Origin of the sequence: Streptomyces sp. NPDC093591, from assembly GCF_044764885.1 — a bacterium.
GTDB lineage: Bacteria > Actinomycetota > Actinomycetes > Streptomycetales > Streptomycetaceae > Streptomyces.
In genome coordinates this window covers 215,071-229,995 of record NZ_JBIWIY010000014.1, presented here as the reverse complement: position 1 = coordinate 229,995, position 14,925 = coordinate 215,071, and the positions used below count along the sequence as shown (strand labels likewise).

Below are 14,925 nucleotides of genomic sequence, written 5' to 3'. Positions count from 1 at the left end.
TCCGCGTATCCGACTCTCCAATCTCCAACGAACTCAGGGGGATCTCCCATGTCCAAGCGCACTCTCCTCTCCTCGCTCATCGGTGCCGTCGCCCTCGCCGGAGTGGCCGCCGGCGGCCTCGCCCTGGCGTCCACCTCCACGGAACCGACCCTGAAGAAGGACTCGGCCCGCTACGCGGCTCCGTCCGAAGGCAGCGCGGGCTCGCTCACCTACACCGTGGACGTGAGTGACGACTCGGGCATCCGGGGCCTCAAGGTCCTTGCCTGGCCCGCGAGTTCGAAGCTCGACCCGACCGAGGCGGAGCTTGGCTCGGCGGAGGGCGCCAAGTGCCGGCGCATCTCGGACGAGACCAGCCGTTGCACCTACACACTCAAGGTCACGGAGCGGGAGGCGGCCCAACTGGCCAAGGGCACCTGGTACCTCTCGGCTCTGGCGACGGCCACGGACGGGGACACGACGTTCGTGCCCCGCGCCGCCACGTTCACCGTCACACACTGACCCCGCGACCGCGGCCGGGCGCCTCCGCGGCGCCCGGACTCCCGCCTCGCTCAGCCCACCGCCCACCGCCCACCCGAACCTCCGCTGCCGCACACCTTGTTGGAGTGAGTCGGCGTACGTAGCATTTCCCGGCAAGAGTGATCCTGAATCGTTTCAAGCACGGTCCGTTGTCGGGAGCGACACAGCGAGCGAGGAACGCGCATGGGCCAGATCTGGAACCGAAGACTCTTCCTCAGAAGCACGACGGCAGGCGCGGGCGCCGGGTTCTCCGTGTTCACAGCCGGACCCGAGGCGGCCGCCGGCACACCGGCGCCGGGTCCGGAGGGCGCCCGCATCGGGGCACTGCGGATCGAGCGCACCACCGTCGAGTACGCCGAGCGGCTCCTCGGTACGGATGTCGAACGCCCCCGCCTCAGCTGGGAGTTGTCCGCGCCGGGGCGCGGCGCCCGGCAGAGCGCGTACCAGGTCCAGGTGGCCCTCGCCCCCGACGGGCCGGCGAACGGCACCGGAACGGCGGCCGAGCTGGTCTGGGACTCGGGGAAGGTGGCGTCCGACCACAGCGTGGGCGTCCCCTACGGTGGGCCCGCACTGCGCCCCCGTACCCGTTACCACTGGCGGGTACGGGTCTGGGACGGCGCCGGACGGCCCTCCCGCTGGAGCGAGGTCCGCTGGTGGGAGACAACGTTGTCGGCCACCGAGTGGCGAGCCCGCTGGATCGGCGCGGGCGCTCCCGCGCAGCCGCCCTCCCTCGCCGCTGCCTCGTGGATCTGGTCGCCGGGCGCCACGTCCTCCGACGCCCCCGCGGGGCCGCGCTGGTTCCGGGCGGCGCTGCGCCTGCCGGACGGCACGCGGGTGCGGCGGGCCACTGTGGTGGCCACCGCCGACGACGACTTCACCCTCCATCTGGACGGCCGGCAGGTGCTGCACGCCCCGGAGCAGCAGGACGGCTGGCGCACCGGCCGTGCGCTCGATGTCACCGAGGTCACCGAGGAGGCCCGCGCCGCCGGCCGCCCGGTGGTGCTCGCCGCCCGTGCCACCAACCGCCCCGGCGCCTCGGTGAACCCCGGCGGTCTGCTGATTCGGCTGGTCGTCGTGACGGAGGACGGCGGCTCGCACCAACTGGTCACCGGCCCCGGCTGGCGCGTCTTCGAGGCCGAGCCCCGAGAAGGCTGGCAGCACCCGGAGTTCGACGACTCGGTCTGGGGCGAGGCCGCCGTGCTCGCCCCGTACGGGCAGGGCCCCTGGGGCAACGGTGTGAGCGTCGCCGTACCGGAGCAGCCCGCGCCACTCCTGCGCCGTGCCTTCACCGTACGGCGGCGAATCTCCCGGGCCCGCCTCTACATCAGCGGACTCGCCTACTACGACGCCGAGATCAACGGACGCAGGGTCGGCCAGCAGGTACTCGACCCGGGCTTCACGGACTACGACAAGACCGTGCTGTACGCCGTCCACGACGTCACGGCGCTGCTGCGGCGCGGCGAGAACGCCCTCGGCGTCACCCTGGGCCGCGGCTTCTTCGGCATGACCACCCCCAACGTCTGGAACTGGCACCGCCCGCCGTGGCACGGCGAGCCCCGGCTGCTGGCCCAGCTGGAGATCGACCACCCGGACGGCTCCCGCACCACCGTCGCCTCGGACGGCGAGTGGCGGATCGCCGAGGGGCCGACCCGGTCCAACTCCCTCTACGCGGGCGAGACGTACGACGCACGCAGGGCTCCGCGCGGCTGGACCCGCCCCGGCTTCGACGACAGCGGCTGGCAGGCGGCGGGCGAGCAGCAGGCACCCCGTGGCACGCTCAGGGCGCAGTCGCACGAGCCCATCGAGATCATCGAGACCGTACGGCCGACGGAGATCTCCGAGCTCCGCCCCGGGGTGTACGTGGTGGACATGGGCCGCACCATGGCGGGCTGGACCCGCCTCACCGTCCGCGGCGCCGAGGCGGGCGCCGTCGTACGCCTGATCCACGGCGAGAAACTGAAGGCCGACGGCAGTGTGCAGGCCGAGACCGGCCATGTCCCCGGCCGCTTCCAGACCGACGAGTACATCTGCGCGGGCGGTGGCGAGGACGAGGTCTGGGAGCCGAAGTTCTCGTACAAGGGCTTCCGTTACGTGGAGGTCCACGGCCTGACCGGGCGGCCGTCCGCGGAGGAGGTGCTGGGGCGGCTGGTGCACACGCGGGTCGAAGAGGTCAGTTCCTTCGGCTGCTCGGAGCCGTTCTACGAGTGGCTGGACGGTGCCATGCGCCGCACGGTCCGCAACAACCTGCACGGCATCCCGACCGACACCCCCATGTACGAGAAGAACGGCTGGACCGGCGACGCCCAGGTCGGCACGCCGGTGATGACGTACGCCTTCGGGGTGCACCGCTTCCTGTCCAAGTGGCTGGGCGATCTGGCGGACAGCCAGAACGGCGAGGGGCAGCTGCCGGTGATCGTGCCGAGCGGCGGCTGGGGCTACCAGGAGCTGGCACCCTCTCCCGAATGGACGACCGTCCACCCCTTCGTCGTCCGCGAGATGTACCGGGTGTACGGGGACGAGCGCGCCGCCCGTGAGCACTGGGCGACGCTGACCCGGTATCTGGACTGGGAGTTGGCCCGGCTGCGGGACGGACTGGCGGTCACCGCGCTCGGCGACTGGGTGGCGCCCGGCTACGAGATTCCGCCGGAGGACACCCGGCTGACCGCGAGCGCGTACCTCCACCGGGCGCTGCTGCACACCGCCGAACTGGGCGAACTGCTGGGTGAGGGCGCGGCCGTGAAGCGGTACCGGGAGGCGGCCGAGAAGCTGAGGACCGCGTTCAACGAGGCGTTCCTGAGCCCCGAGGGCCACTACCGCACGGCGAAGGACCCCGGGTACCGGCAGACGTCCAACGCGATTCCGCTCGCCTTCGGCCTGGTCCCGGCCGGCGCCCGCGCCTCCGTGCTGGACAGCCTGGTGGCGGACATCGAGGCACGCGGCAACCATCTCAACACCGGCTGCCTGGGCACGAGCGTCCTGCTGCGGGTGCTGTGCGACTACGGCCGCCCGGACGTGGCCCACGCCGTCGCGACCCAGCGCACCTATCCGAGCTGGGGGTACTGGCACGCCAACGGCGCCGACACCATGTGGGAGATGTGGCCGCTGGACTCCCGCTCCCGCGACCACTACTTCCTTGGCACGGTCGCCCAGTGGCTGTACGAGAACGTGGCCGGGCTGCGCCCCGGCGACGCCGGCTACCGCACCTTCTCGGTGCGCCCCGACGCCCGTACCGGAGTGAACTGGGCCCGTACGTCGATCCGTACGGTGCGCGGCGAGGCCGCCGTGTCCTGGTCGCGGCTGGAACGGGAGTTGCGGCTGTCGGTGCGGGTGCCGGTGGGCTCGACGGCCGAGGTGCATGTGCCGGTGCCGGGAGGGGCGCGCGCCGGGGTGACCGCGCCCAGAGGCGCGGAGTTCCTGCGCAGCACTCCCGCGTTCGCCGTCTTCCGTGTCAGGCACGGGGAGTGGGCCTTCACGGGCCTGGCGTGAGCGGGCGGGCAGCGGCAGCAGGCACAGGCAGGATCGACGACGCGCAGGCGATGTCAGAGCTTGCCCGGGCGGCGGCACGGAGGCCGCTGCCCGGGCCCGCCCCGGTTCGAGGTCGGCTGACCTCTGCGCGGACGATGGCGGGATGATGGTCGGCATGCGCATCCGCATCGACGCCGTCGACCTGCCCGGCCTCACCTGCCCGGCTCCTGCCGACGGCAACGTCCCTGTGTACGGCAACATCCACGTCGCCGTACAACGCCGCGACCGCCCAGGCGAACTCCTCGCACCGCAGCCCGGTGACGCGCCGTCGGCGACCTGGACCCTGGAGTGCACCACGAGCGCCTCGCCGGCCGGCACCGAGGTCAAAGGCCCCTACGTGCAGGACCGTCTGGGCCGACGGTTCATCTACCTGTCCTGGGGCACGGTCGACGAGTCGGGCACCTTCACGATGTTCCGCCGCGCCAAGCTGATGCTGGACGTCATCCCCGCCGACGTACTCGCCGCCGCCGCGCGCGACGGGCTGCTGGTCGGACGCCTCGGCCTGACCGACGCACAGGGCGGGCCCCGTTGCGCACGAGTCCAGCCCCCCGACATCACCTGGACGCCCGAACGCGCCGACTGACTCGGCCGGCATCGCGTCCCGTCCCGTCCCGCCACCGCGGATACCGCGGTGGTCTCCGTCCCCACACGCCGCGACGCGTCACACCGAGGCCGCGAAGGAGAAGGGAGCGTGGGTGACGTCGCTGTCGCCCTCGCTCGGTACGCGGCGAAGGGCCCGCGGCTTTGCCTCGCCTTCGGAGAGGTGCACCAGGCATCAGCACGAGTACCGCGTTTCCCCGCCGGGCTCCCCCGCGTTTCCCTGCCGTAGACCTCTATCCAAGGAAGTCCGGTTATGCCCCGTTCTGCTCATATCGCCATGGTCGGTACGCCGCTGGTGGGCCATGTGCTGCCCAGCCTGGAGATCGTCCGTGAGCTGGTGGCTCGCGGTCATCGCGTGACCTACGCCACCGCAGCCCCCGTCGCCGAGCTGATCGCCCCCACCGGCGCCGAGCTGGTCGGCGTCACGTCCACTCTTCCGGTCGCCGACGGCGACTGGCCTCAGGATCCCATCGCCTCCGCCTCCCTCTTCCTCGACGAGGCGATGGCCGTACTGCCACAGCTGCACGCCGCGTACGACGACGATCCCGCCGACCTGTATCTCTACGATGTCGGCGCGTACGCGGGCCGCGCGCTGGCCGAGGCGCAGGGCCGCGGCCTCGTCCAGCTGTCGGCGGCGCATGTGGCCTGGGAGGGAGCCCAGGAGGAGATGGGCGCGGCATTCGCCCGACTGCCCGGAGGACTCGCATACCGGGCGCGGTTCGCCGACTGGCTGGTCCGGTGCGGTGCGATGACCACGGACGTGGAGGAGTTCACCGGCCGACCGCCGCGCGTGCTGGCCATGATCCCGCGCGCCATGCAGCCCCACGCGGACCGCGTCGACACCGAGGCGGTGACGTTTGTCGGCCCGTGCCTCGGCGGCGGCCAGGAGCAGGACGGCTGGAAGCGGCCGGCCGGTGCACAGAAGGTGCTGCTGGTATCGCTGGCCGACTCGGCGTATCCCGGGTCGCGAGAGGTCTACCGCCAGTGTGTGGCGGCGTTCGCGGATCTCCCGGGGTGGCATGTGGTGCTGCAGACGGGCGGTGGCGGCGATGTGTCCGAGCGGGTTCCTCGCAACTTCGAAGTGCGGCCGTGGGGGACGCCGTTGACGATCCTCGAGCAGGCGGACGTATGGGTGACGCACACCGGTGTGGGCAGCAGCGCTGGGGGCCTGTACGCCGGTGTGCCGATGATCGCGGTACCGACCGGGCCCGACCAGTGCCTCCACGCCGACCGGCTCGTCGAACTGGGCGTCGCCCGCCGGATCGACACCGCGGACGTCACGGCGGAGGCGTTGCGGACCGCCCTGATGGAGCTCATCGGTGATCCGCAGGTCGCCACGCGCTCGGCATGGCTGTGGTCCGAGGCGCGCGCCGAGGGTGGCACCCGTCGGGCCGCGGATCTGATCGAAGAGCGGCTGGTCGAGGAACGGGTGGGCTGAGAGCGCGGGGCAGGTGCGTCAAGGCGCTTCGGGGTGAGTGCTACGACGCCCGCTCCGGCGGCCAGGGGAGGGCCCGGCCGTACGCCGGAGGCTTCCGTCGTCCACGGGACGAACCGTGCCGCGGCCCGGGCCCCGCAGGGCGCCCGGGCCGCCACCTGCCCCACAGCGCGCGTTCCGCCGCCGACCGCGCGCAGGGCATCGAGGACATGCGCGCTCCTCGGCCGGGTGCCCGTCGACGACCGCGCATGGCAGTGAGCCCTGGTCAGGCCAGCTTCTTGAGCAGTTCGGCTGCGGCGGGTCCGGCGGAGGCGGGGTTCTGACCGGTGACCAGGTTGCGGTCGACGACCACGTTCGGGGCCCACGGCTCGCCCTCCTGGTAGTCCGCACCGATCTCGACCAGGCGGTCCTGGAGCAGCCACTTGGCGCCTGCCGCCAGGCCCCCCTGGATCTCCTCGGTGTTGCTGAAGCCGGTGAGCCGGTAGCCGGCGAAGGCGTTGCCGCCGCCCGCCTCGGTGGCGGCCAGCAGCGCGGCCGGGGCGTGGCAGACCACGCCGAGCGGCTTGCCCGAGGTGAGGGCGTCGACGAGGAGCTTGCCGGAGGTGGCGTCGACGGCCAGGTCCTCCATCGGGCCGTGGCCGCCGGGGTAGAAGACGGCGGCGTAGTCGTTCAGGTCGACGTCCTCCAGCTTGACGGGGTGCTGGATCTCGCTGATCGAGGCCAGGGCGTCCGCCATCTTCTGCGCGCCCTCCTCGCCGCCGTTGAACTGCGGCGCCAGGCTTCCCTGGTCCAGGGGCGGCACGACGCCGCCCGGCGTGGCGACGACGATCTCGTGTCCGGCGGCGGTGAACGCCTGGTACGGGGCCACGGCCTCCTCGGCCCAGAAGCCGGTCGGGTGCTTGGTGCCGTCGGCGAGCGTCCAGTGGTCGGCGCCGGTCATCACGAAAAGGATCTTCGACATGGTGCGGTCTCCTAGAAAACGGGGTCAGCTGGGTCGTTGTTCGGTGCCGGCCAGGGCAGCGAGGATCAAGTCGCTGACGGCCTTGGTGGACACCGGGTTCTGTCCTGTGATCAGGCGGCCGTCGCGCACGGCGTGCGGCGTCATCGGGACAGTGGCGCGCACGTACTTGGCGCCCTTCGCGCGCAGTTCGTCCTCCAGGAGGAACGGCACCCTGCTCTTCACGCCGGCCAGTCGTTCCTCGACCGTCGCGAAGCCGGTGACGGTGCGGTTCCTTACCAGGGGGTTTCCGTCGGTGTCGCTGAGGTTGATGAGGGCGCAGGCGCCGTGGCACACCGAGGAGACGATGCCGCCGTCGGCGTAGATGGCCTGGGCCGTCCGCTGCAGACCGGCACTGTCGGGGAAGTCCCACATGGTGCCGTGACCACCCGTGAAGAAGATCGTGGAGTAGTCGTCCGGATCTGTCTCGGCGACGGAACGGGTGGCTTTCAGGGCGTCCATGAAGGCCGGGTCGTCGAGATAGCCGCGAACCGTCCGGTCGACGAACAGGCGACCGAGGCTACGGGGGTCGAGCGGCACCTCGCCGCCCGCCGGGCTCACCACGTCCACCGTGTGACCGGCCTTCACGGCCTTGTCGTAGAAATGGACGAGCTCGCCCAGCCACAGTCCGGTCCGGTGCTCGCTCGCCCCGTAGGTGGCTTGATTGGTCACGACCGCAAGAATCTTCTTCTGTCTCACTTTTCCCTCGCCTCCCGGGGCGGCCCGTGCTTTCGAAGCTAAAGCCGTTGATGTATCGGCGCCAATGAAGAGACCGATGGCGGGTATCGAAGAACCGATGCCTGGCCCGGGGGCATACGGCACCCGGTCGGCCTGCCCACCTCGTAGGCTCGAAGCCGTGAGCGATCACGACATGCACGGGTCCGGTCCGCTGGACCTGAACCTGCTGCGCACCTTCCTCGCGGTGCACCGCCTGGGCTCCTTCACCGCCGCGGCGCGCCGGCTGAGCCTGTCGCAGTCCACCGTCACCACGCACATCCGGGCACTGGAGAGACGCCTGGGCCGCGAGCTGTTCGAACGCCGGGCGCAAGGCGTCACTGCGCTGCCCCACGCGGACGAACTCGCCGCCCGGCTGTCGGCGCCCCTCGACCAGTTGGCCGTCATCAGCGGCGAGGAACCGAGCAGCACCGTGGCGCCGGTCCATCTGGCGGGACCCGCGGAGTTCCTGGGCACGCTCGGCCTCACGGTGCTGGCCCAGCTGGTCGCGCAGGGCGTCCGGCTGCGGGTGGCCACCGGGCTGACCGAGTCACTGCTCGAAGAACTGCGGGCCGGGCGCCACGACCTCGTCGTCGCCACCCGGCGGCCCCGTGGCCGGACGCTGCACGCCGAACTCCTCGGCGACGAGGAGTTCGTCCTGGTCGCCGCACCGGTATGGGCAGAGCGGCTCGACGGGCAGGAGCTGCCCACTGCCCTGGAGAGCCTCCCGCTGATCGCCTACGCCGAGGATCTGCCCATCGCCCGCCGCTACTGGCGCCACGTCTTCGACCGCCGTCTGCATGCCGAGGCCGCGATCACCGTCCCCGACCTGCGTAGCGTCCTCACCGCCGTCACCGTCGGCGCCGGCTGGAGCGTCCTGCCCAGCTATCTGTGCCGCACCGAACTCTCCTCCGGCGTCCTCCGTCTGCTGCACCAGCCGGAGGACCCGCCGATCAACACCTCCTACCTCGTCCAACGCCCGGGCAGCTCCACCAACCCGCACGTGACACTCGTCCGCGAGCACCTGCTGGCCGCCGCTAAGACCTGGTGAGCCGGCCCAGCGGCGCCGGGTCGCTGGGCGGGCGTGAACGGCCGGGAGCGGCGCCCGGTTATTGCACGTCGACGAAGTCGCCGGTCGCGTTGACGGCCGGGGTGGTGGAGGTGCCTGCGAAGTTCCAGCGCCAGTAGCCGTCTTCGGACGCGGGGGCCGTGGTCGTCAGGGTGCCGGTGCTGGAGGTGTACACGGTCTTGACGGTGGTGTAGGTCGTGGTGCCGGCCTTGCGGAACTGGAGCTTGGCCGGCTGGTTGGCGTAGCCTCGGTGATCGAGCGTGTCCCAGTTGGCCCGGGTGAGCTTGCCGGTGACGGTGAGGGTTTTGCCCTTGGCGATCGGCTCGGGACCCGCGTTGACGGTCAGCTTCGAGTGCCGCTGGAGGCGGGTGGTGGTGTAGGCCCAACGGTCGGTGTAGCTGCCGTCGTTGGCCGACACCTGGACTTGGACCTTCCAGGTGCCGGCGTCGGCGTTCGTGAGCCACCAGTCCGGTTCGAAGGTGAAGGTCTTCGAGCAGGTCGACGTCGTACCGCTGGAGGCGACGCAGTCCGCCGGGGTGGTGTTCTCGTCGGGATCGATGAGGCCGTCGGCGCTGTAGTAGGGGTCGGTGCCGTCCGGGCCGCGCCACAGGTTGAAGTCCGCGTCCCAGATGCCCGACGGGTCGGTGGCCGTCACCGAGACGGTGACCGTCTTGTCGGCCGTGTCGACCACGATGTTCTTACCGGCGTTGACGACGACGCTGTCGACCTGGATGTCGCCCACGTTGTCGTCCGCGTAGGCACCGGGGGCGGCGAAGCCTGCCACTGCGGTGACGGCGGTGAGTACGGCAAAGGCAGCGCGCTTGCGCATGTATCTCCTTCACGGAGCTGAGCTGTGAGTGGAAACCGCCGGGCGAGGCACGGCGGGGCGGTTGATGCCGGTCGGTCAGGGGCCCGTGACGGACTTGATCGTGTACGGGAAGGTCTCCTGCTGCCAGATCACCGTGAAGACGGCGCTCGGGCGGGCGTCGACCTGGGGCACCCTGCCGTCCGACGTGAGCGTCTTCGTGGTGCCGAACGCACCTGAGCGGCTGATCAGGCGGGCGCTGGTCTTCGTGTAGCTGTACGGCGGCGTCGACTTGGGGACGACCGTGTGGAAGACCAGCATGCCGTCGCCGTCGTCGTCGAGGGCCAGGTCGGGCCGGTCGCCGAGGCCGAGGGCGGTGACGCTGCCGCGGGTGCCGCCCGCGGACAGCCGGCGGCCGAGCAACTCCAGCTTGCCGTTGGTGTAGCGGGTCCACACGATCATCGAGTCGCCGTCGAGGTCCGTCGCGAGGGCGTGGTGGAAGCCCACGTTGTCCGTGGCGGCCGAGATGCGCAGCGGGGCCGCCAGGGTGTCGGTGCGGCTCCAGCGCGAGGCCCATACCTGGGCGACGGAGCCGCCGCCGGAGTGGTAGCTGATGACCGCGTCGCCGTCCCGGTCGACACCGACACGGACCATGCCGAAACCGCCGTACGACGCGATCGGCGAGGTGAGCACCTTCGTCGAGGAGACGGACGTCGAGGTGATCCGCTTGGCCACGACGTCCGAGGCGCGCGCCCAGGCGACGACGAACCGGCCACCCCGGTCGACGCCGATGGCCGGCTTCTCGGCCGATCCGGAGCCGAGGGTGATGGCCGCGCCGAGCGTGCCGTCGAGTCCCAGGCGGCGGGCGACCGCGTACCAGCTTCCGTCGCGGATCTCCGTCCACGCCGCCATCGCGGTGCCGCCCGGCGTCACGGCGACGACCGGGGTGGTGGCGGGCGCCGACGTGGAGAGCTTCTGGAGTGGTCCGACGAGGCTGCCGGAGGCTGCGACGCGCCGGCCCACGACCTGGCTGTCCTGTTGCCAGACCACCGCGGAGTCCCCGGTGTCGTCGGAGGCGATCTCCGGCCAGGACACGGCGGCGCCGTCCGGCGACAGGGTGCGGATCCCTCCCGTGGTGCCGCTCGCGAACTTCACCCTGGTCTGGACCCGCTGGTAGGAGTACGTCGTCGACAGGTCGCCGGCCGTCCAGGCCAGCAGGGCGTCGCCCTGGCGGTCGACGGAGACCTGGGGCGAGTCGGCGGCGAACCAGCCGGACGCCGACACGTTCCATGCCGACGTCCACGCCGCCTCGGCGTTGATCGCCAACGTCGCGGTGACGGCGAGCCCGGCCGCCGCAGCGACAGAGGCCCCGGCAAGGAGACGACGCTTCAACGAACGCCGATGACGTGCTGCACGCGCTGCCACTCTGATCCCCCAGTTCACATTGACATGGCTCAGGCACAGCCGTCACACATACCGGCCCGCAGTATCCAGCGCACCTGCATGCTCAAACGTCACCCCGGACGTCGACGACTCACCCTCGACGTGATCGGCCCGGGCTCGGCGCACGACATACGCGCGCTTGGCGCCGCCGTGACGCGGCGTACGAATGCCGGACATGTTTGCTGCGCCCCTTCGGTGTTCGGGTTGCGGTGATGGTTGGATGACCGAAGCTTGTGAGGTGATCCCTCCCAACCGCCACCGATGGCGGGGAGTTGGGGGCGCAGGAACGCCGTAACGCACTCTGACCAGGGGCAATGCAAGCGCTCTGGAACGCGTGAATGGAAATGCGGGGATAAGGGGAACGGGTGCCAGGGGCAAGGGACACGGAGGAATCGGAGGCGTTCGCGCGGCTGTTGCGGGACCTCAAGGACCGCTCGGGACTGAGCTACGGGGCGCTCGCCAAGCGTCTGCACATGAGTACGTCGACGCTGCACCGTTACTGCAACGGCACCGCCGTGCCGACCGAGTACGCACCGGTGGAGCGCCTCGCGAGGGTCTGCCGGGCGACACCGGAGGAGCTGGTGGAGCTGCACCGGCGCTGGATCCTGGCGGACGCGGCACGCAGGCGCGGGACGGATCAGGCAGCGGCGGCCCCCGCCTCGTCGGCCGTGCCCCATGGACAGGGCGAGGTCCAGGACAAGAACAAGGACGAGAACGCGGACGCGGACAAGGGCGAGGGCGAGGGCGAGGACGACAACGGCGATCCGGTCGTCGTCGGCCTGCCGGGCACGGGCACGGGCACGGGCACGCAGCCGCGCCGCCCCCTTCGTCGCCGTACCGCACTGATCGCCTCTGTCGCGGCCGCCGCCGTACTGGGAGCCGTGGTGCTCGCCGTGCAGGTGCCGTTCGGCGACGACGGGGACGACCGGCTGGTGGGGCAGGAGGGCACCGCGACGGAGGTGACGGCCGACGCGTCCGGCACCGGGAAGCCCTCCGCCGACCCGTCCGCGAGCGAAAAGACGAAGAAGCCGTCCTCACCGGCCTCCGCTTCCCCCACTGTCTCCGCGAGCGCCGGAGCCGGCACCTCGGCCGGCGGCGGGCAGAACTCGGCCGAGCCCACCGGCGACAGCGCCGCCGTCCCGCTGACGGTCGGCGTCCGTCCCTATGTCTACGACAGCCCGTGCAGTCAGCACTTCCTCGTCGACAGCGAACCCGAGCACGTCGGTCCGCCGGCGGGCGAGCAGGACGCCCAGCGCTGGTCCGAGGCGTACGGGGCGATCTCCTCGAACGAGCAGCGGATCGCCCTCACCGTCCAGGGCACCGGTAAGGAGACCGTCGTCCTGGAGGCGTTGCACCTACGCGTGATCTCGAAGGGCGCGCCGCCCGGCTGGAACGAGTACGCGATGGGCTCCGGCTGCGGCGGTGGCGTCCAGACCAGGTCGTTCGACGCCGACCTGGACAAGGGCAGCCCCACGCTGACCGTCGCGAACGGCCAGCGCGACTTCCCGTACAAGGTCAGCGAGTCCGACCCCGAGGTCTACTACGTCACCGTCCACACCAAGGCGTACGACGTCCGCTGGGACCTCAGTCTCGACTGGTCCAGCGGCAGCCGCAGCGGCACCGTCCGCATCGACAACGATGGCACCCCGTTCCACACCAGCGCCAAGGTCGGCGGCACGGCCTACATCTACCCGCTGGGCGGCAGCGAATGGATCGAGACGCCGGAACAGTAGCGACGGAGCGCCCCAGCGCGGACTCACCCCAGCGCGGACTTCACCAAGGAGGCCGCGGCCCTCATGCCGGCCTCGTTCGGGTGGTACGAGGTCCGTCCCGAGGCCGGCTTGTACTTCTCCACCCACGGGTCGGCCGCACAGGCGTCGTGGCCATGGCTGGCGGTGGCGAGGCGGACCAGGGTCGCCCCCGTGTCGTTCGCCGCGGTGATGGTCGCCTGCGCCAGACGCTGGGCGACGGTGCGCTCGAACGTCCGCTGGTCGGCGGTGAGCGGTACACCGGTGCACCCACCGGTATCGGGCAGGAGGGTGGAGTAGCTCACCAGGAGGACGCGTGCCTGCGGGGCCCTGGCGTGGACGGCGTTCACGACGTTCGCGATCCGCCCGCTCATCGCGCCGAGGGCGGTGTCGATCGCGGCCCGGTCCACGGTGCCGCAGTTCGTGCCGCCGCTGTTCTGGCAGGAGTACGTGACCATGCTGCCCAGGTAGTTGACGTCGTTGCCGCCGATGGTGACCGTGACCAGGTCGGTCCCGCTGGTCACCGCGTTGATCTGCGGCGGGTGCGAACCCTGGTTGGTGGTGAGGATGTTGGCCGTCGTGGCGCCGCTGCAGGTGACGTCCGTCAGGTTCGCTCCGATGTCACGGGCCACGAGACTGGCGTAGTTGTTGTCCGACCGCGCGCACGCCTCCGCCCCGTTGCTCGACTGCACCGGCGGGATGCTCGGGCCCGCTGCGAACGAACTGCCCATCGCGACGTAGTCGAGTCCGGCCGCCGTGGTCGAGGCGGAGGTGGAGTCGGCCGAGTCGGCGGCCAGGGCCAGTTGTGCGTTCGATGTCCGGCCGGCGGCGTCCGCCGCGGGGCTGCCGCCGCACGCCGTGAGGGTGAGGGCACCGACCACCAGGGCCGCACAGGCCATCAGGGCGTTTCGTCGGGTGTCAGCTGCCACGAGTTGCTCCTGTTCGTGATTCATGGATGTGGTCCGCTCCGGTGCTGTGGGAGGAGAGCCGCAGTGCCGCGATGTGGTTACTGGTGAGACCACGTCATGGCTGTCGCGTGACAGGACCAGGACATCCGGAGGGCTGGTGGACGCCCGCTTCGACGTCCCACGCGTGCGCAACTCACCGTTGGCCTTGGCGAGTTCAGACCGAAGCGTGGCGACGGCGGAGGACCCCCGCCTCCGCCGCCGCGTGGCCCGTGGTGCCCAGGACGACGACCTGGAAGGCCGCGCCGATGTAGGCGGTGACGAAGCGGAAGATCCTGCGAGTGCTGCTGCGCATGGTGGGCTACCTGCCTTCCGGGTCCGTGAGGTGCAGTTCGTCGAACGGGCGCTCAGGTGTCACCAGTTGATGGCGTCGTCCATCGACTGCTGCCAGTACGTGACCTTGATCGAGTCGTCGATGTAGACGCCCTTCGCGGGCAGCGACGGGTGGGCGGCGGCGCCGACGTTCCCGCTCATGGAGCGACCGTAGAAGTAGACGGTCAGGGACTTCGCGGTGTAGCCGCTGTCGCTGCTGCCGTCGGTGGCGGACAGGCTGACGGCCGCGTATCCGGACTGGCCCGGCTCGAGCGTGACGACTGCCTGCGGCTGCGATTCCTCGATGACCGGCGGCTCGGACTGGGCGTCGGTGAACTGGACGCTCGGGTAGCCGTAGAGGAAGCAGGCCTTGCTGCCGGTGTTGGTCACCGTGAGCAGCATGTGGTTCACGGGGCGGTTCAGCGGGGCCGCGACCGTCTTGGTGTTGGACCCCTCACAGGTGACCGGCTTGCCTGCCGAGGCGGGCGCCTTCGACGCGGAGGCGCCGGCGGCGGGCTTCGAACCGGTGGCGGACCCGCTGGCGGACGTGCCGCCGGTGGAGCCCGTCGAACCCGTGGAGTCCGTCGAACCCGTGGATCCTGTCGAACCCGTGGAGGTGGAGTCCGCGCCCGACGAGGCCGCCCCCGTCGAAGTGCTCGCGGAGGTGGTCGCCGCTGCGCCCTCGTCGTGGGCGCCCATTCCGTCGTCGCATGCGGTCAGGGAGAGCGCGGCGAGGACGGCGGTCGCGGCGGCGGCTGCGAGACGGGTGCGGGAGGTACGGAGATCGGACATGTCG

At 71.2% G+C, this 14,925-nt stretch carries 13 protein-coding genes; 6 read left to right on the top strand and 7 right to left on the bottom strand.

Annotated elements, in window-relative coordinates; all coding sequences use genetic code 11:
* The first annotated feature begins 48 nt into the window (after window positions 1-48).
* From ACIREI_RS28640 to ACIREI_RS28625, 4 genes are all read left to right on the top strand, one after another.
* Window positions 49-498 (top strand): DUF5707 domain-containing protein, encoded by a 450-nt coding sequence (locus ACIREI_RS28640; RefSeq protein WP_403338586.1) that lies wholly within the window; start codon window positions 49-51, stop codon window positions 496-498.
* Between the two features lie 201 nt (window positions 499-699).
* Complete coding sequence (locus ACIREI_RS28635) at window positions 700-4,002, top strand: family 78 glycoside hydrolase catalytic domain (protein WP_403338584.1); 3,303 nt, start codon at window positions 700-702, stop codon at window positions 4,000-4,002.
* A gap of 154 nt (window positions 4,003-4,156) precedes the next feature.
* Window positions 4,157-4,624 (top strand): DUF5990 family protein, encoded by a 468-nt coding sequence (locus ACIREI_RS28630; protein WP_403338581.1) that lies wholly within the window; start codon window positions 4,157-4,159, stop codon window positions 4,622-4,624.
* 270 nt (window positions 4,625-4,894) lie between these two features.
* Complete coding sequence (locus ACIREI_RS28625; RefSeq protein ID WP_403338578.1) at window positions 4,895-6,079, top strand: macrolide family glycosyltransferase; 1,185 nt, start codon at window positions 4,895-4,897, stop codon at window positions 6,077-6,079.
* A 262-nt stretch (window positions 6,080-6,341) separates the two neighbouring features.
* On the opposite strand, the gene ACIREI_RS28620 is transcribed toward ACIREI_RS28625, so the two are convergent.
* Together ACIREI_RS28620 and ACIREI_RS28615 are read right to left on the bottom strand one after the other, a co-directional pair.
* Entirely contained in the window at window positions 6,342-7,037 is a 696-nt protein-coding gene (locus ACIREI_RS28620; protein ID WP_403338575.1) for a type 1 glutamine amidotransferase domain-containing protein, read from the bottom strand.
* A gap of 24 nt (window positions 7,038-7,061) precedes the next feature.
* Window positions 7,062-7,745, bottom strand: coding sequence for a type 1 glutamine amidotransferase domain-containing protein (locus tag ACIREI_RS28615; protein ID WP_403338572.1), 684 nt, complete (start codon window positions 7,743-7,745; stop codon window positions 7,062-7,064).
* A 199-nt stretch (window positions 7,746-7,944) separates the two neighbouring features.
* Here ACIREI_RS28615 and ACIREI_RS28610 point away from each other — a divergent pair, with 199 nt between their 5' ends.
* Window positions 7,945-8,838 (top strand): LysR family transcriptional regulator, encoded by an 894-nt coding sequence (locus ACIREI_RS28610; protein WP_403338766.1) that lies wholly within the window; start codon window positions 7,945-7,947, stop codon window positions 8,836-8,838.
* Window positions 8,839-8,896: 58 nt separating this feature from the next.
* Here ACIREI_RS28610 and ACIREI_RS28605 read toward each other — a convergent pair whose 3' ends face one another.
* The gene (locus ACIREI_RS28605; protein WP_403338569.1) at window positions 8,897-9,685 is read right to left on the bottom strand and encodes a calcium-binding protein; all 789 of its coding nucleotides are present in this window, start codon (window positions 9,683-9,685) and stop codon (window positions 8,897-8,899) included.
* A gap of 75 nt (window positions 9,686-9,760) precedes the next feature.
* On the bottom strand, window positions 9,761-11,053 hold the full coding sequence (locus tag ACIREI_RS28600; protein ID WP_403338566.1) for a hypothetical protein: 1,293 nt from the start codon (window positions 11,051-11,053) through the stop codon (window positions 9,761-9,763).
* A 416-nt stretch (window positions 11,054-11,469) separates the two neighbouring features.
* Between ACIREI_RS28600 and ACIREI_RS28595 the strand changes: the two genes are divergently transcribed.
* Window positions 11,470-12,837 (top strand): helix-turn-helix domain-containing protein, encoded by a 1,368-nt coding sequence (locus tag ACIREI_RS28595; RefSeq protein WP_403338563.1) that lies wholly within the window; start codon window positions 11,470-11,472, stop codon window positions 12,835-12,837.
* A 23-nt stretch (window positions 12,838-12,860) separates the two neighbouring features.
* Here ACIREI_RS28595 and ACIREI_RS28590 read toward each other — a convergent pair whose 3' ends face one another.
* The 3 genes from ACIREI_RS28590 to ACIREI_RS28580 all read right to left on the bottom strand — a co-directional run bounded on the left by ACIREI_RS28590 (window position 12,861) and on the right by ACIREI_RS28580 (window position 14,921).
* On the bottom strand, window positions 12,861-13,781 hold the full coding sequence (locus ACIREI_RS28590; RefSeq protein ID WP_403338560.1) for an SGNH/GDSL hydrolase family protein: 921 nt from the start codon (window positions 13,779-13,781) through the stop codon (window positions 12,861-12,863).
* Between the two features lie 193 nt (window positions 13,782-13,974).
* Window positions 13,975-14,112: a hypothetical protein gene (locus tag ACIREI_RS28585; protein ID WP_403338557.1), complete on the bottom strand. Its 138-nt coding sequence runs from the start codon at window positions 14,110-14,112 to the stop codon at window positions 13,975-13,977.
* Between the two features lie 59 nt (window positions 14,113-14,171).
* On the bottom strand, window positions 14,172-14,921 hold the full coding sequence (locus ACIREI_RS28580) for a DUF4232 domain-containing protein (protein ID WP_403338554.1): 750 nt from the start codon (window positions 14,919-14,921) through the stop codon (window positions 14,172-14,174).
* Window positions 14,922-14,925 lie beyond the last annotated feature (4 nt).